The sequence below is a fragment of the Cellulosilyticum sp. ST5 genome, from assembly GCF_046529625.1.
Classification (GTDB): domain Bacteria; phylum Bacillota; class Clostridia; order Lachnospirales; family Cellulosilyticaceae; genus Cellulosilyticum; species Cellulosilyticum lentocellum.
The window spans coordinates 2,832,659-2,850,269 of record NZ_CP132338.1 but is presented as its reverse complement, the minus strand read 5'-3'; the positions used below and the strand labels follow the sequence as shown (position 1 = coordinate 2,850,269).

General features: G+C 35.1%; 11 protein-coding genes. 8 read left to right on the top strand and 3 right to left on the bottom strand.

The features are described from left to right. Nucleotides 1–72 precede the first annotated feature (72 nt). Nucleotides 73–1,008, top strand: coding sequence for a helix-turn-helix transcriptional regulator (locus QTL86_RS14125; protein ID WP_127065700.1), 936 nt, complete (start codon nucleotides 73–75; stop codon nucleotides 1,006–1,008). 137 nt (nucleotides 1,009–1,145) lie between these two features. Here QTL86_RS14125 and QTL86_RS14120 read toward each other — a convergent pair whose 3' ends face one another. Continuing rightward, nucleotides 1,146–1,892 carry an alpha/beta fold hydrolase gene (locus QTL86_RS14120; protein WP_410495209.1) on the bottom strand — a complete coding sequence of 249 codons (747 nt, stop codon included), beginning with the start codon at nucleotides 1,890–1,892 and terminating at the stop codon, nucleotides 1,146–1,148. Nucleotides 1,893–2,117: 225 nt separating this feature from the next. Here QTL86_RS14120 and QTL86_RS14115 point away from each other — a divergent pair, with 225 nt between their 5' ends. The 4 genes from QTL86_RS14115 to QTL86_RS14100 all read left to right on the top strand — a co-directional run bounded on the left by QTL86_RS14115 (nucleotide 2,118) and on the right by QTL86_RS14100 (nucleotide 7,174). Next, nucleotides 2,118–2,801, top strand: a complete 684-nt coding sequence (locus QTL86_RS14115) for an ABC transporter ATP-binding protein (protein ID WP_127065702.1) — start codon at nucleotides 2,118–2,120, stop codon at nucleotides 2,799–2,801. Further along, on the top strand, nucleotides 2,794–5,400 hold the full coding sequence (locus tag QTL86_RS14110) for an ABC transporter permease (protein WP_410495208.1): 2,607 nt from the start codon (nucleotides 2,794–2,796) through the stop codon (nucleotides 5,398–5,400). Before QTL86_RS14115 ends, QTL86_RS14110 begins: the two co-directional genes overlap by 8 nt. Nucleotides 5,401–5,570: 170 nt before the next feature. Continuing rightward, nucleotides 5,571–6,257 carry a response regulator transcription factor gene (locus QTL86_RS14105; protein ID WP_410495207.1) on the top strand — a complete coding sequence of 229 codons (687 nt, stop codon included), beginning with the start codon at nucleotides 5,571–5,573 and terminating at the stop codon, nucleotides 6,255–6,257. Then, nucleotides 6,254–7,174: a sensor histidine kinase gene (locus QTL86_RS14100; RefSeq protein ID WP_410495206.1), complete on the top strand. Its 921-nt coding sequence runs from the start codon at nucleotides 6,254–6,256 to the stop codon at nucleotides 7,172–7,174. The genes QTL86_RS14105 and QTL86_RS14100 overlap by 4 nt, the downstream gene beginning before the upstream one ends. A gap of 56 nt (nucleotides 7,175–7,230) precedes the next feature. Here QTL86_RS14100 and QTL86_RS14095 read toward each other — a convergent pair whose 3' ends face one another. Beyond that, nucleotides 7,231–9,147, bottom strand: a complete 1,917-nt coding sequence (locus QTL86_RS14095; RefSeq protein WP_410495205.1) for a glycoside hydrolase family 9 protein — start codon at nucleotides 9,145–9,147, stop codon at nucleotides 7,231–7,233. Between the two features lie 719 nt (nucleotides 9,148–9,866). On the opposite strand from QTL86_RS14095, the gene QTL86_RS14090 reads away from it, so the two are divergent. Then, nucleotides 9,867–11,144: an HAD-IA family hydrolase gene (locus QTL86_RS14090; protein WP_410495204.1), complete on the top strand. Its 1,278-nt coding sequence runs from the start codon at nucleotides 9,867–9,869 to the stop codon at nucleotides 11,142–11,144. Nucleotides 11,145–11,260: 116 nt separating this feature from the next. On the opposite strand, the gene QTL86_RS14085 is transcribed toward QTL86_RS14090, so the two are convergent. Next, nucleotides 11,261–11,617, bottom strand: coding sequence for a DUF1622 domain-containing protein (locus QTL86_RS14085; RefSeq protein WP_013655719.1), 357 nt, complete (start codon nucleotides 11,615–11,617; stop codon nucleotides 11,261–11,263). A 410-nt stretch (nucleotides 11,618–12,027) separates the two neighbouring features. Here QTL86_RS14085 and QTL86_RS14080 point away from each other — a divergent pair, with 410 nt between their 5' ends. Together QTL86_RS14080 and aroE are read left to right on the top strand one after the other, a co-directional pair. Further along, nucleotides 12,028–16,482 (top strand): stalk domain-containing protein, encoded by a 4,455-nt coding sequence (locus QTL86_RS14080; protein ID WP_410495202.1) that lies wholly within the window; start codon nucleotides 12,028–12,030, stop codon nucleotides 16,480–16,482. A 222-nt stretch (nucleotides 16,483–16,704) separates the two neighbouring features. After that, nucleotides 16,705–17,571, top strand: a complete 867-nt coding sequence (gene aroE, locus QTL86_RS14075; RefSeq protein ID WP_127065709.1) for a shikimate dehydrogenase — start codon at nucleotides 16,705–16,707, stop codon at nucleotides 17,569–17,571. Nucleotides 17,572–17,611 lie beyond the last annotated feature (40 nt).

Genomic DNA, 17,611 nt, shown 5'->3' with positions numbered 1-17,611 from the left:
ATAAATGATTGATAAAATAGATGATATAATATTTTTATAAAAAAATAGAAATATTTTGTCGTGGAGGGTGATATGCATTATCTAGAACAAAAAAAGGAAATTATTGATGGAATATCTTATAATTATCTCTGTCATATTCACAATGTAGAGGCAGAGGGAAACGTTTTTCCAGCACACTATCATAGTTATATCGAGATTTTATATGGTATATCAGGTATATACAAAGTGCTTTTAAATGGAGAAGCCCATTTATTCAAGCAAGGAGATTTGGTGATTATTAATTCAAAAGAAGTGCATCAAATTGATTCACATTCTTGTGAAGGAGGAAAGTATATTGTCCTTAGATTTGAACCAGAAGTCATTTATAATACAATGTTTCAAGATCATTTGCAGCTAAAATATGTCTTACCATTTATTCTAGAAAACGGGAAACATCAAAAGGTCATTGACAAGTCTGAGATTGAAAATACATTTATTCCAAAGCTTCTTTATGAAATGTTGGATGAATTTGAAATGAGGAGTTATGGGTATGAACTAGCCATAAAAAATCATATAGGAAGAATATTTTTATGGCTACTAAGATATTTTCATAAGCAAGGAATAGATATTGTGATTGATGTAGATGTAAATAGAGAAACGATGAAAAGATTGCAGCCTGCTTTTGATTATGTACTACATCATTACGACGAAGAAATTAAAGCCGCAGAGTTAGCCAACCTTTGTAATATGAGCTATAGTTATTTTTCTAGAACGTTTAATGAATATCTGGGAATGAATTTAAGTGAGTATATTAATCGAATAAGAATTACAGAAGCAGAAAAATTACTTATATCCACAACACTGAATATTACAGAGGTTGCTCATACAGTGGGATTTAGTACAACGAGTTATTTTATCAAGTTATTTCAGCTATATAAAAATACATCTCCTAAGCAGTTTAGAAAAGGTTATAAGATAGCAAAAAGTAATAATGATTATCCCCAACAATTAAAATACAATCATAGTTAAATCTATAAATCTAATAGCGGACTGTCAATTAATAAGTTGACAGTCCGCTATTGTAGTAGTTGGGTATAAAAAGAATGACATCTCCTAAGGGTTTAGCCACTATTTTGGGAAGTGCTAGACTAGCTACCTTTTCTATGTTAATGGAAAAATTCGAGGATAGCCTTCACAGTAAGTCGTTTTTGCTCTTCACTAGTGATTGTAGCATGACCATCATCTGCTTGCTCGCCATACTCACCATAATAGGCATGGTTACCACCTTCAAGGCAAAGCTCAGTAAAGTCATTAGGAAGAAAAGCTTTGCCTTCTTCATAGTTTGCTTTATTTAAGACTTTATCTTCACTGCCGTAGATAGAAAGGACTTTAAGAGGAAGCTGAGATAAATCTTGGGTGCTATATGCGCCTAATAAAATGAGGCCATCTAAAGCTTCGCTATGTTTGCTAGCATAGCTTGCTGCCATAGCACCACCTAAAGAGTGGCCCCCTAGATACCAATGCTTAATTTCAGGAAAATCTGCCATAATAGGTGTGGCTGCGTCTTGATCAAAAACAGCTAGATTAAAAGGCATCTTAGGAATAATACAAATGTAGCCAGCTTCTGCCAGTTTGCTCAGCATAGGGGCATAAGCTGTATATTCTACTTTGCCACCAGGATAAAAAATAAGGGCTGTGTCTAGTGCATTTTCTTTTGGAGCCAGAACAAGATAATCCTTTTCATAGGTTAAGCTAATAGTTTGATTATCTTCTAAGAACCTCATAGCTAATGATTCTGTATGATAGTAGTTATTAACATAAATAAAAAAGGCAAGGATAAGACCAGCTAGTATAACACCTACAGTGGTCAGGATAAGACATAGTTTCTTTTTACTATTAGAGTAATGCTTCATATTACCCACTTCCTCTCAAAATAATCATATTTTTACTTTTATGTCGCTATGAATGATTATAACACAAAGTAAGAGGAAGAGAAAAAGTCCTTTATATGATTAAGTCATCATGTTATAAAGTAGGAATAGACAATCTTTCAATACTGTTAGATTTGTTTTAGGAGTGGAAAGATTATGGACATATGTTAGAGCTATAATAGAGTTATAAACTAAGGGGGGAATAAGATGCAGATATTAATGACTGAAAATCTAAAAAAGTACTATGGACAGGGGGATACAGCTGTACATGCTTTGGATGGAATAGATTTTACGGTGGAAAAAGGAGAATTTGTTTCTATTGTAGGCACTTCAGGAAGTGGAAAGTCTACGCTTTTGCATATGTTAGGAGGGCTTGATCAGCCTACTTCCGGAACCGTAATAGTAGATGGTAAGGACTTATCTAAACTTAAAGAAGAGGAGCTAACTATTTTTAGAAGGCGCAAAATCGGCTTTGTATTTCAAAGTTATAATCTTGTACCAGTACTTAATGTTTATGAAAATATTGTTTTGCCAATTGAACTAGATGGCAATAAACCGGATAAAGCCTATATAGATAAAATTATACATACCTTGGGCTTGGAAAAGAAACTCATGAGTTTACCGAGTCAGCTCTCAGGAGGGCAGCAGCAAAGAGTAGCTATCGCCAGGGCTATAGCAGCTAAGCCAGCCATTATTTTAGCGGATGAGCCAACAGGAAATTTAGATAGCCGTACGTCTCAAGATGTTTTAGGCATGCTTAAGATTACCAGTGATCAATTTGGACAAACCTTAGTGATGATTACCCATAATGAAGAAATTGCTCAGCTAGCTGACCGTATTGTGCGTATTGAAGATGGTTTACTGGTTAAGGCAGGTGAGGCTCATGTTTAAGGTGCAAAACACCAAGGCTATTCGTAATCTTGCAAAAAAGAACTATGAGAGTAATAAAAAACGTAACCGAACAGCTATTATTGCCATCACTCTAACGACTATTTTATTTACCACTTTATTTACTTTAGGTGCAGGTATTATCAAAAGTATGGAATATAACAATATGCGTATGGCGGGAGGGGCTGCCCATGCTTCTTTAAAGTATTTAAGCGAAGAAGAGTATCAGAAGTTAACAAAGCACCCTTTGATTGATAAAGTCGGTAAATGTATTTATGTAGGAACAGTAGTAGATGAAACTTTAGTTAAAAGGCCTGTTGAGATTGATTACTATGATAAAGTGTGTGCCCAGTTAGGGTTTATCGAATTAAAGAAAGGCACTTTTCCGCGAGATAAAAATCACATTGTATTAGATGATCTAACCCTCCAAAGACTGGGTATAACACCTAAGGTAGGGGAAAAGGTTAGTTTAGACATAGATTTTAATGACCGAATTGAAACGGTAGATTTTATTTTAAGTGGTTGGTATGAAGGCGAGCCTGCCTTTACCGTTGGAATAGGACTTGTTTCAGAAAGCTTTGTCAAAGCGTACTTACCGGGGAGAGGACAAGCTTATAAAAAAGACTTTGATATCAATGGTTCTATTAGAGCAGATCTTTACTTTAACAATAGCAAGGATATCGAAGGTAATGTGCAGAAGGTGATTACAGATAGTGGCTATGCTATAGAAGAAAATGCTGATAATGGTATTCATTATGGTGTGAATTGGTCTTATATGAGTGCTTCTTTAGATAATAACATTGGAAGCATTGTGGCAGTTGTTTTAGGCATAGTGCTTATTATGCTAACAGGCTATTTAATTATTTATAATATTTTTCAAATCTCAGTTATCAAAGAAATACGTTTTTATGGTTTATTAAAAACCATAGGAACTACAGGAAGACAAATTAAAAGTATTATTAAACAAGAAGCCCTTAAAATGTGTTTATGGGGAATTCCTATGGGGCTTATACTAGGCTTTGGATTGGGCGCGCTTTTTCTGCCGCTTTTAACAGCTCATATGAATGGAGGAAAAAGTAGTTTAAACTTTAGTCCTATGATTTTTATAGGTTCAGCTCTATTTGCTATGGCCACAGTACTCCTGAGTTGTAATAAGCCTGCCAAAGCTGCAGCTAAGATAACACCGGTAGAAGCCGTTAAATTTAGCGGCGTAGACCAAGGCTATACCAAAAAACAGAAAAGAACCAATGGGTCTAAGCTTTATCAAATGGCTTTTGCTAACTTAGGTAGAAATAGAAAGCGAACCGTTATAGCTGTGATTTCCATGTCACTTAGCTTAGTGCTGATGAATGCTGTATTTTGTTTAGCCAATAGCTTTGATATGAATAAATTCGTAAGCAAGTTTATAGATTGTGATTTTCAAGTGGCTCATGCTAGCTACTTTAGTAATGATTATCTTCAGGAGCAAAAAGAGGTAGATGGGGAATTAGTAGCAATGCTTGAAGCGCAACCAGCTTTTGCAGGAGGTGGAGGCGTTTATACACCTATGGGAGTAGATATTAGGGCTGAATATGAAGGGGAAGTTACTTATTATGGACAGCAGATGCATTTTGATAAAACGCAAGGTATTTATACAGGAATTTATGCAATGGATGATTTTAACCTTGAAAACTTGGATATCGTTAAAGGTGAATTAGATTTAGAAAAGTTCAAGTCAGGAAATTACTTGCTACTAGGGCTAATGGATGATGACTATGGCAATATTGTTTATGATGAAGCCCTTTATGATATAGGAGATAAGGTAAAGCTTAAGGTACTTGAAGAGACAATAACAGATCCTAATGTTAGTTACTTTGATGAAGCTGGGGTAGCTTATGACAAAGAGGGGAAAGTTATAAAGCAGCCAACAACTGAAGTTTACGGAAGAGAAAAGGAATATGAAATCATGGGTTTCTATCGCATGACTTATACCAATACTAGTAGAACCTATGGAGATTTAGTAACCTTTGCTATGCCAGTAGAAGAGCTTAAAACCTATACACCACAAATAAGCCGAATGACTTATTTATGCGAAAGCATAGATGGGGAAGAGTCACAAATAGAATTATTCCTTAAAAATTACACAGAAGCGGTCAATCAGACCATGAGTTATTGTTCAAGAGAAAGCTATAAACAGGAATTTTTTGAATTTAGAAATGTATTAGTGCTTGTAGGAGGAGCGTTGTGTTTAATTATTGGTTTGATTGGCTTACTTAACTTTGTCAATGCCATGAGTACGAGTATTATTGCAAGACAAAAAGAATTTGCCATGTTAAAAAGCATAGGCATGACCAAAAAGCAATTGCTCAGCATGCTTACCTTTGAAGGCATTTACTATGCAGTATACACTTCCATAGTTTCTATAGTTATTACTTTACTGGTGTCATATACAGTCTTAAAAAGCTTAACCAAGGCTATGTGGTTTCTAAGTTTTGAACTTACTTTAGCACCCCTATTAATAGCATGTACCTTATTAGTCATTCTAACAGCCATTATACCTCGTTGGTCTTATCACACCAATAACAAGAAGTCCATCGTCGAAGAACTAAAAGATGGTGAGTAAGTACATAACAGGCTCTAAGAGAAAGTGTTACAAAGCTCCTATTAATGTTATATAATTAAGAAAATAGGGGAGGGCAATTGAGGATACCTAGCCCTTTTCATTTTCTCGTAATATTTAATATTGCACTATAGACTAAATAATGATCGTCAGTCGTTAAAGGGAGAAGTAGCATGAAAAACATTCTTATTGTAGAAGATGATTTAGCCTTATCCAGAGGAATTGCTCTAGCTATGCAGCAACTAGGCTATGAAATGTCTGAAGCTTCGGATTTAAGAATAGCTAGGCATAAGCTGAGTCTTAAGCCTTTTGACCTAATCCTTTTAGACATTAATCTGCCTGATGGAAGCGGCCTAGAGCTTTGTAAGGAAATAAGAGAAAAATTCAGTTCAGCCGTTATTTTTATTACAGCCAATGACTTAGAGATGGATGAGGTAGTAGGATTAGAGGCAGGGGCAGATGATTATATTACCAAGCCTTTTAGCTTAGCGGTGCTTCGTGCTAGAATACAAGCAGTTTTGCGAAGAAAAGAACAGGTAGATAAGAAAATCATTTGTTTAGGGAACTTTAGTTTTGATTTTGATGCCATGACCTTTTTAAAAGGGGATGTAGCGTTGGCTTTAAGTAAAACAGAGCAACGCTTACTTAGATTACTAGTAATGAATAGGGGACGAATCCTTTCCAGAGAGGATCTATTGGAGCGCATCTGGGATGGCGGCGAATTTGTAGATGAAAATGCGCTTTCAGTAACAGTTCGCAGGCTCAGAGAAAAATTAGAAGATAATCCTGCAAAGCCTCAATATATCAAAACCATTTATGGTATTGGCTATACCTGGGTGATAAGGGGTGAGGCAGAATGAAGCTATTAGTCATTATCATGATAATAGTTTGTTTAATAGCATTAGTATGTATCATTATAGGTATACGAGCTTATAAAGAAGCTAATAGAACTATGCAAGGATTAGAGAAGATGTTAGAGCTTGTTATTAAAGATGAGTTTAAAGAAAGTAGCTTTAATGAATCTAGGCAATCAAGATTAGAAGCAAAACTAGCAGAATTTCTCACAAGTAGCCAGCTATCTCAGCAAAGTATTAAAGTACAGCATCAGCATATTAAAAGCTTAATCTCTGATATTTCACATCAAACCAAGACGCCTATTGCTAATCTATTACTTTATAGTGAGCTTTTAAAAGAGAAGGAATTGACAGAAGAAGCAAGTGAGTTAGTGACACAAATAAGCTTTCAAAGCGAAAAATTAGACTTCCTTATACGCTCCTTAGTGAAACTCTCTCGTCTTGAGAATGGCATCATTACCGTAACGCCAGCAACCAATAACCTGGCGCCCCTTATTAATAAGGTATTAGAGGAAGCAAAAGCAAAACTAGAGGAGAAGAAGATAAAACTTCAATGGGAGCCAAGTGAGGGAAGAGATATAGCAAGCTTTGATGGTAAATGGACGCAAGAAGTGTTTGCTAATCTGTTAGACAATGCCATTAAGTATACGGCTGAGGAAGGTAGCATTACTATTAAGATCAGTGAATATGAGATGTTTTGTAGAGTTGATTTTATAGATACAGGAATAGGTATTACAGAAGAAGAGTTGGCTCTTATTTTTAAACGCTTTTACAGAAGTCCTAGAGTTGCAAAAAAAGAGGGAGTAGGGATAGGCTTATACTTAGCTAGAGAAATTGTATTGGCAGAGGGCGGTTACATAAAGGTCACTTCAGACGTAGGAAGAGGAAGCTGCTTTTCTGTATTTTTACCGAAAAGTAGATAATAAGATACAAATAGAGCCGAACGATTTGTTCGGCTCTATTTGCATTTTATCTATCATTATTTAATTAATGTACCGTTGTAATAAACTTCATAGCCTTTATCAACTAGATTTTCATAGCCAGACCAATCACTTTGAGCAAAGCGAACACCTAAATTAAGTGAACCAGAGTTTGGTGCCATGCTATAGGTAGTATCAAAAGTGATTTCTAGATAACCATCTTTAAAAGTACCTTTTACTCCAGAAGAAAGGTTCACATACCATGGAGATACATTAAGCTGAAGACCTGCACTATCACACCAGAAGCTTTGACTCTTTGTACTTGTTTTGGTGTAGTAGTAGCGAATAGTGAGCTTAGAAAGATCAAGATTTTGACTACCTACAGAGGTGATAGCATATTGCTGATTGACAGAGCTACCTAACTGCGTAGTAACACTAACCTTAGGAATAACACCTTCTGTAGGAGTAGGCGTTGGTGTAGGAGTAGGCGTTGGTGTAGGAGTAGGCGTTGGTGTAGGAGTAGGCGTTGGTGTAGGAGTAGGTGTTGGTGTAGGAGTAGGTGTAGGAGTAGGCGTTGGTGTAGGAACTGGTCCGTCCTGATTGGAGGCTAAACCTGCAAGTGCACCAACGAGCCCAGCATTATAATCAATACCTACTTCTGTATAAACATAATCATTACCATTGTCACTATATTGGTCGTTAGAGTTAGGACCACCCACTAATGCACCTGTAAGTACATGTTTGGCAGGTTTTAAGTTACCGCTATCTGCATAGGTATAACCATTAGCTGCTCTATGATGTGGATAGAGTGGGTATTTAGAGCCGTAGCCAACCATGTAAGACATATTATTAGGATTCTTACCAAGAATATAATTGATTTGAGTAGTGGCTAAGGACTTAGCAGCAGTATCTCCTGTTAAATCATAGTACTGAAGGGCAATCATAGACTCAGCCGCAGAATATCTGAGTACTCCCCAGTTATTTAAGTATTTTAATCCACCAGGTGTGGTTGGAACACTGTTATACCAGTAATTTAAATTATGTTTAATGGCATCTAAATAAACCGAGTTATTAGTTAGCTTATAGAGCTGAATAGTAGCAGGACTGAGCATATTGTCCCAGCACATAGTCCATTCATCTTTTGCAATTCCGGTAGAGGTTTTCATATAATTTTCAGCATCGTTAAGATAAGCTGAATCACCAGTGATTTGATATAACCAAGTAGCAGCCCAAGCTAAATCATCTTTGTAACTACTAGAAGTATAGAAGCTCTGGCCTTGACTAGTACCTGGTTTAACTTTAGCTAAGGTATAAAGTGATTTGGCAGCAGCTAAACAGCGATCAGCATAAGCTGAATCAATGTCTTTATAGTTAAGATACATTAAGCTAAGTGCAGCAGAAGCTTCACCAGCAACATCTGAACCAGCATTATTCGCATCTACCTTAAACATAGTAGAGCGGTCACCTTGAGCTTCAGGGGCACCCCAATAACTATGATCGGCATTACCATCACCAACCTGATAATAGAAAACATTTGCATTAGGATGAGATTTTAATAAATAATCTGTAAAATGTTTAAGCGTTTGTAATGCTTTTTCTGTAGCACCCGCTTTATCAAAGCCATCTTTGTATTCATAAAAACTCCAACCAAGTACACTTGCTGCGTAACCTTGAGTGATGCCAAATTTAACATGGTCACCACAGTCATGATAACCACCATTTAAATCAAGTCCTACGTCTTTACCATCATTAACATGGCAAGCGCCACGCCAGTCAAAGGCATTATTAGTACCAGCGTCTTTACCACACTTATTGGCATCATAGAATTGGATACCATACTTTAATGCGGTTAAATAGTCATAATCAGTAGCAGCTTGAGTTGGATTGAAGTTACCTAGTAGTGAGAATATAGAGCCAAAAACGGTGCAACCTGTAAGTAAAGCCACATTTCTTTTCATGTGAGTACGTTTTTTCATACTCTGTTCCTCCTTAGAATTTTGGATTTAGATTTAACAAATTATTTCTAAAAGTGATAAGACGTGATGTCTAAGACAATACAAATTATACTATAAAGAGATTAATTGTCAGAAAAATAGGGGCAAGTTGTAAGAAAAATTGGCATATGTTGAAGTGATAATCTTATTAAAAGCTCAATAAATCTGTGTTACTGGGGAAATACACTATTAACAATTTGTTTAAAATTTTGAATTATAGATTTATTGTATCTCGATTATGAGAATTTGAATAGATAAGAATGATTTATATCATATAAATTAGCACGCTAAAAAGGAGTGTTGCGAACTAGTTACCTAGTTTTGCAACACTCCTTTTCAATCTAGAACTTTGTTATCCATTTATTCAAGCTTAAACATAGTTTTTCTAGAACACTATGTTTAAAAGAAGTTCTTATATTTACTAAAATGTCAAAAGATTTTGTCATTTAATTGAAAATTATACTATAACAAGTTATGCTATAAATAGTAATATTTTTACATAATCACAGAAGGGGATGTGACATGAGGACATACAAGTTTTATACCTATGTCAGTGGATAAGGAGAGGGGTGCTACAAGGACATCACTTTATTAGGAGATAAAGTAAAAATACAATTAGCACCTAACCTAACAATATAAGAATTAGGTTTATTAGTGTTAGTAGTGGTATAGAAGAGATGAATTTAAGGGGGAAGGCCAGAATGATAATTATATTTGATTTGGACGGGACTTTATTTCAAACAGCATTATGCGATATTGCAGCTGTAAATCACTTGTTTGATGAGTTAGCGATAGAAAAAGTAGATGATACGGTAATAACATATAATATTGGGAAAAAAACTTTTGAGTTTTTAACAAACATACTGCCTCCTCATATAAAACAGCAAGATGTGTATGATCGTTTTCGTGAATTAGAGCAGAAAGAAGTAAGAGAAAATGGCATATTATTCCCAAATGTTATAGAGCTGCTTGAAGAACTTGTATCGAAGGGACATACACTTATTATTTGTTCAAACGGAAGCTCAGAATATATTGAACTTGTACTAAAAAAGACAGGAATAACTAAATATTTTTCTAATATATATAGCGCAAAAGAGGCTAACAATAAAGGAGAGGTTATAAGAAAAATATTAGACAATAATTCACCAGCAGTTGTTATAGGAGATACTCTATCAGATATAGAGGCAGCTGCGGAAAATAATATTCCATCTATAGCTGCTATGTATGGTTATGGCAATATAAATGAATTGGGGGCGGCTACGTATATTATACAGAATGTTACAGACATCATCGGATATGTAAATCGAATAGAAATCTTTTATACCATAACAGACCGAAGTATACGAAAAGGCAAAAAGGTAATAGGTATTAACGGTGTAGATACATCGGGAAAAACAGTATTTACAAAAGCATATTCTAAGTTTCTTTCAAGTTTAAAAATCAAGAATACGATTATACATATTGATGACTACCATAATCCTGCTGAATTGCGTTGTAAGGGAGATAATGAAATAGAAGCTTATTATCATAATGCTTTTAACTATGACCAAGTTATTGATGAAATTTTAGGTCCATTGAATAAGTTGGGCTCTATTGACAAAGATATTTTGTGTTTAAATTTAGATACTAATAAATACGAAAATTTTATTCATTACAATATAGATGAAAATACCATTGTACTAATAGAGGGGGTGCTTTTGTTTAGAGAACCATTGCTCAAATATTTGGATACAACTGTATTTTTGCATATTGATTTTGATGAAGTATTAAGGCGGATGCAGGTAAGGGATGTCCCGAAATATGGAGAAGGATTTATAAAAAAATATACAAATAAGTATATACCAGTACAGAGGAAGTATCTTGAAGAATACAGACCTGAGCAAAGAAGTGATATTGTGATTAATAATCAGGATTATTTTAATCCAAGATTAGGCGCATATTGTGAAGGAAAGGATGATATTTACAACAATAGAAAATAAAGCTTATTTCAATTCAGAACTTTTTTCTCATAATCTTGCTTTACCTAATGCTGCAATACCAAATATTTGTTTAATCTATTTACCACCAGAGTAAAGTGAAAAACTGGCCATCAAGGTCAGTTTTTTTGTTTGGAGTTATATTCGGGAGCATTTTCGGCGTTATCTTGTTTGATTTCCCAGTAGATGATAAGCGTGATAAGAATACGAAGGAGGACAATGGCTCCAAGGATAGCGATTTCTTGAAGGCTTCTAACTAATACCGTTTTTAAAATCTCAGCAGCGAGTTTGAATTCTAAGGCCATAGCCATGGCTTCAGCAAATTGGTATTTGACAGGGTAATGTTCTTTCAAAAGCAAGGATTTTACGTATTGGTAAAAGGCTTTAAAGGCACCGATAGTAATAACGGTAATTCCCATTAGTTCGAGGAGATGAATAGGAAGAGGAAGATAGCGAATGATTAATTCTTCTAACATAAGAGCCTCCCTTTTAGATTTGAAATTATTATTTCTCGAATACGAGCAAAATATAAAGGATTAAAAATTCACTCTAATAAATCATTAAAAGCTGATAGCAGTTTTTCTGTTCCATAACAAATAAGTAGATAGATATAGGTTGAGATGGATAAATAAAAATAAGACAATATAAAAATTTAACAAAAAATATCATAAAAACGTTAAAAAGTTAAAAAATATCATAAAATTAATTTGCGTTATGGTGTAATATATAATTAAAATTATTAAAATAATTATTAAATTAGATAATAATTATAATTATTATACAAAATTAAACTAGAAGGTCCTAATTACTTATTTGAGTAAAACTACATACATCCGTATGTAATGATACTAATATACATAATTAAATTATTGAAAGGGGATCTATTATGAGTAAGAAGGTAAAGAATCAGGTAGTAGCATGGGTTCTGAGTGTGATCATGTTAACCTTAGGGTTACCATTAAATGCAACGATGTTATTGCAAGAAGAACCAGTAGATACGAGCATCCAGGTATTTAATGATAGTATGATGCCAACGACTACAGAGAGCAGCATAAAAATACTGAATGCTAGTGATTTAGAAAATGCTAAGTTAGCAGCAGATAAGGTGGCTGGGGACTTTACAATTAAAGCAGCAGCTGGCAAAGAGGTAGATATTGATGGCAGTAGTTATATGAGTGAGTATTATCATAGCTTTAGCAAACGTATTAAGCTAAATGGTACCGGAAATGCTGCAGCGCGTACTATTGAGTTTACAACAACGGGATCAGCTACTGTTCAAGTATTTGCTTTAAGTGGCAGTTCTTCTACAGATAGGACATTAGGTATTTATGATGAAGCGGATAATCAGGTAACTACACTAAAAGCAGTAGGTAAAAGCAGTGATTCAGATGGAAAATTGCCTATGAGTGAAGCAACTATTGATGCGGCAGGTACCTATAATATCCGTTCAACTGGTAGTGGAATCAATATTTATTATGTAAAAGTAATACAAGGAACTGTAGAAACAGTTACTTTTGCAGATGGTACTAAGCCTTCTGTTGTAAGTGCAGTGCAAGATACTGTTGATCAAAGAAAAGTGAATGTTACAGTATCTGGTACACTTCCAAATGCTGAGACAGATAAAATATGGGTAAAGATTTATGATAGTTCTAATAAGCTAACAACGAGTAAATTACTTGACAATCTAGAAGCAGATGGCACAGGCATTACTGCTTTAACTCTCGAAAAATCAGAAGATTACACAATAGTGGCAGAAGCTATTCGTGAGGGATGTAAAACAAGCTATAGCAGTGATATATTTGCACTGAATGATTTTGTTGTACCATTAGGTGATGTTAAGATTACGAATGTTAAAACGACAGCTATTGAAGCACCAACCAATGCTACTTTAACAATAGATTGGGATGATGCACTCAATGCGGAAACCTATGATGTGGAAGTTAAGGATACAGCCAATAATCTTTTTGAAAAAAAGGATTTAAAAGTAACGACTTGTGACATCTTAGGTCTTACAGTGGGTGAAACCTATACAATTAAGGTAACTGCTTATGGTAGTGGTCAATCTAAGTCGGCTACAACAACTAAAAAGGTGGCAGCTAGCGTAGAAAGATTTTTAGGTGGTTTAGTAGGTTCAGGTGCTTCTGGAACCATCACTGAAAATAGTGACGGTTCTATTACCTTAGATGCTAGAGCTGTCGGTGGTAATACTGGCGGTAAGCTAGCAGATAGTGAAGATGGGTTCTTATACTATTATACAGAAATCAATCCAGAAACAGAAAACTTTACTTTAACAGCTACTTTCAGAGTAGATGACTCTGGTAGTAAAGATAATCAATCAGGCTTCGGTGTAATGGCTATTGATACAATGGTGCTTGGAGAAAGTAGTGCACGTTACTTTAACTCAGCGGGTGCTATGTTTAGAAAGTATGTGAAGACAGTAGATGGCACACTTATTAATGGTTATGGTATTCCAGGAGGTTATTTTGTAACAGGTTATACAGCGGGACCAACTGTTGCAAACTCAGCGAGAAAGACGATTGATACAGAACCATTTGATTGGGAATTTAAGAAAGACTATACAACAGCAACTAATTCAAATCCACCTAAGTTTGAAGATGGGGAAGTGTATACTTTAACACTTAGAAAGAGTAATACTGGTTTCCATGCATATATGAGTAATGACAAAACGAATGAAGTGATTTGCTATGAACCAGAACTTTTATTGAAACAAGATAGCAGTAAATATTATGTAGGTATGTGTGCAAGCCGTAAAATTATGGTGACTGTACTTGATTATAGCTTTACAACTATTCATCCAAGTGCAGATGAGCCAAAGGAAGAAAGACCATTAAAATATGTAACACCAACAGTTAGTCTAGATTCTACAACAACAACGTCTAATAAAAAATATGAAGCTGCTTTTAAAGCTAATGTAGTAGGAACAATTGATATTAAAGATGCAGCAGGAAATGTAGTGGCTTCTAAGGTTGTACTTGATCCTAGAGAGGCAAGCACCTTTAGAGCGGTAGCTCCAGTGAAATTATCAGGAGAAACAAATCAATTTACAGCTATATTTACTCCAGCAGATAAATTAGGTCAAGGAGAATTATTAGCAGATAATGAGGAACTTAGTTCCTATGAGTCTATTGAAATACCTTTTAGCATAACTTACAAACAATATGGAACAAGTGAAAATGCCATTTATGTAGGAGCAAACGGCTCAGCATCTAACCAAGGGACAAAAGCCAGTCCTTTAGATGTACAAACAGCTGTTAACTTTGCACAGCCAGGTCAAGAGATTGTTCTTTTAGATGGTACATATAAATTGACAAAGGGTATTAATATTGCCAGAGGTAACAATGGTACAAAGGAAGAGCCTATTGTATTAATGTCAGAGCCGGGTAAACGAGTTGTTTTTGATTTATCAAACTGCAGCACAAATGGTATTACAGTAAATGGTAACTACTGGCATATTTATAATATTGAGCTTATGAATTCACCAAATGCTAAACGTCCGGTACAAGTGAGTGGACATTATAATACGATTGAAAAACTTTTAATTCATGATAATGCAGATACAGGCCTTCAAATTAGTGGTAGTGCATATGAGCCAAACACTATGTGGCCATCCTATAACTTAATATTAAGCTGTGAGGTTTATAACAGCTGTGATGCGTTAGGGAATGATGCAGATGGTTTTGCAGCTAAATTAACCGCTGGAGAAGGTAATGTATTCCGCTATTGTATCGCACATCATAATATTGATGATGGTTGGGATTTATATGCGAAATCAACGACAGGACCAATTGGTACGGTGACGATTGAAAGCTCTGTAGCTTATGCAAATGGTACATTACTTGGTAATCCAAGTAAAACAGGTGAAGGTAATGGTTTCAAATTAGGTGGTGAAAGTATATCTGTACCACATGTATTAAAAAATAGTGTTTCTTTTGCAAACTTAAATAATGGTGTATTTAGTAATAGTAATCCAAGCTGCATGGTTTATAATACAACTTCTTATGGTAATGAAGGTAAGAATCTATTCTTTAATACGAATGCCAAAATAACAGATTGGGTATTAGAAAACTTTATATCCTATAAAGGAAATGATAGCGATACAATGGATCTTAAGGGTCAAGATTCATTAGCAGATAGAAGTAACTATATTAATGGAGTGAATACTGAAGGTACCTCTGTTAGTGATGACTGGTTTACCAATTTGGATACAACTATCGTTCCTACTATTGCAGAAGACGGAAGTATTGATATGAAAGGTCTTTTAGTATTAACAGCAAGTGCACCAGATGGCATAGGGGCTGTATTAACTAAGAATCCAAATCCAACAGTAATTACCATTGGTAAAGAAATTGGTGGAACTAGTACAGGTGGAGGTTCAACAGGTGGCGGTTCATCAAGTGGAGGCTCCACAAATTCTAGTACAACAAAACCGATAGCAACAGTGGTAGATAAAATTATAGAAGCACTTAAAGAGGGTAAAACACCTGTTATTAAAATAGATGGAAACAATGCGGTTCAATTAGTTGCAGAGGCAATAAGCGAGTTAATAGGTAGCCAAACAGGTGTTGTTATTGAAGGAAATGGTGTAACCATTACCTTGAATGAGAAACTTATTAAGGAAGTAACAGATGGGGAAAAACTAAGTCTAACGATTAAAGTGCCAAGTCTAGTAGCTAGTGAATTAGCAGCTATTAAGACGCAAATCAGCCAGAATGAAAATTTCAAGACGTTTTTTGATAGCGTAGCAACAGTAGCTTTTGAAATGAGTACCAATAAAAAAGTAGAAGTTATTAGTGAGCCAATTACACTCACCTTTGATTTATCGAAAGTTAGTGCTGAGAATACTGATAAGCTAACTCTTGTAAGATACGAAAAACAAGAAGATGGGACTTATAAAGTTGTAAAAGTAGGTGGCAGCTATGATGCTAAAACCAAAACTTTCATAGCTAAGGTAGATCAGGCAGGTAACTACGGCATTTTAGAGGCAAAAGAACTCTTTAAATTAAATCTGGCTATTGGTAAAACAAGTTCCGAAGTAAATGGTAAAACAATTGTTAATGATGTTGCACCTATGATTGTAAAGGATACAACAATGGTACCTATCCGCTTTATTGTGGAAAATTTAGGTGCAGAAGTAAAATGGGATCATGAAGCCAAACAAGCAACTATTATTTTAAATGGTAAAAAGCTAACATTAAGTAGTACAAATGGTATGCTGATTAAAGATGCAAGAGCCTTAGTACCACTTAGATTTGTTTCAGAAACAGTAGGAGCTAATGTGCTTTGGTTACCTACAGAAAAAGCTATTGAGATTGTATATTAGGGTTGTATTGGTGATAAGATATAGAAGGTAAATGAGATAGGTCAGTTTAAGAGCAGTTTCTTAAATTGACCTATTTTCTATATAGTATACCGTTTAAATTTTAGTTGATGAATATAATAGCTAAAAGAGTAGCCTGGATTGATTGTTTTTGGTGATAGAACCTTTTATAATAAAAATGAGATAAACAGGAAATTTGAGGAACATAGGAGAGGCGTGATTCGAATGAAAATAAGTGGAACTACCCAATTAGCATGTCTTTTAGGACATCCAGTAAGTCACAGTTTTTCACCTTATATACATAATTATTTAGCAGAGAAATGTGGGTTAGATATGCGCTATGTATGCTTTGATGTCGAGGAAGATCAAGTGGAGGCTGCTGTAAAGGGAATTAGAGCATTAGGTATAGTGGGGAGTAATGTAACGATTCCTTATAAGATTAAGGTAATGGATTATCTAGATGAGATTGATCCCAATGCAGCTATTATAGGAGCTGTTAATACAATTAAAAACGACAATGGAAAGCTTATTGGTTATAATACAGACGGTGTAGGCTTTGTAAAATCCGTTATAGAAGCAGGCCATACCTTAAAAGGAAAAACAGTTATGGTTCTAGGTGCAGGTGGTGCAAGTCGTGCGATTACCGTAGAGTTAGCAGCAGCTGGTGTAAATAAACTTATTATTTGTAATAACACCTTAGCAAAAGCCAAGCAGCTAGGGGAGCAAATTAAAGAGCGTTTTACAAAAGTAAGTATTCAAATTGAATCACTCAATATGACTGAAAGTGATTTGCAAGGTGTGGATTTTTTAATTAATACAACGCCTGTAGGGATGAGTAAACAAAAAGATTCTTGCCCAATAGATGAAGCTATTAGTCCACCAAAGGGATTGGTAGTATGTGATATTGTTTATACACCACATGATACTAAGCTACTTTTATGGGCTAAAACCAATGGCTTGGAGGTAGTTCATGGCATAGGTATGCTCATCAATCAGGCTGTTCATAGCTTTTACTTATGGACAGGAAAAGAAGTAGCTGCATATGAGGAGATCTTGGCATTATTGGTAGAACAAGGCGTTATTAATCAATAAAATAACAAATAGAGAGGAAGCTCTCAAAAAAGGCAGAGAC

Bases quoted from the DNA above. Each gene is read 5' to 3' on its own strand.
- QTL86_RS14095 (WP_410495205.1), bottom strand. From the start codon at position 9,147: ATGAAAAAACGTACTCACATGAAAAGAAATGTGGCTTTACTTACAGGT.
- aroE (WP_127065709.1), top strand. From the start codon at position 16,705: ATGAAAATAAGTGGAACTACCCAATTAGCATGTCTTTTAGGACATCCA.
- QTL86_RS14120 (WP_410495209.1), bottom strand. From the start codon at position 1,892: ATGAAGCATTACTCTAATAGTAAAAAGAAACTATGTCTTATCCTGACC.
- QTL86_RS14085 (WP_013655719.1), bottom strand. From the start codon at position 11,617: ATGTTAGAAGAATTAATCATTCGCTATCTTCCTCTTCCTATTCATCTC.
- QTL86_RS14090 (WP_410495204.1), top strand. From the start codon at position 9,867: ATGATAATTATATTTGATTTGGACGGGACTTTATTTCAAACAGCATTA.
- QTL86_RS14115 (WP_127065702.1), top strand. From the start codon at position 2,118: ATGCAGATATTAATGACTGAAAATCTAAAAAAGTACTATGGACAGGGG.
- QTL86_RS14110 (WP_410495208.1), top strand. From the start codon at position 2,794: ATGTTTAAGGTGCAAAACACCAAGGCTATTCGTAATCTTGCAAAAAAG.
- QTL86_RS14100 (WP_410495206.1), top strand. From the start codon at position 6,254: ATGAAGCTATTAGTCATTATCATGATAATAGTTTGTTTAATAGCATTA.
- QTL86_RS14105 (WP_410495207.1), top strand. From the start codon at position 5,571: ATGAAAAACATTCTTATTGTAGAAGATGATTTAGCCTTATCCAGAGGA.
- QTL86_RS14125 (WP_127065700.1), top strand. From the start codon at position 73: ATGCATTATCTAGAACAAAAAAAGGAAATTATTGATGGAATATCTTAT.
- QTL86_RS14080 (WP_410495202.1), top strand. From the start codon at position 12,028: ATGAGTAAGAAGGTAAAGAATCAGGTAGTAGCATGGGTTCTGAGTGTG.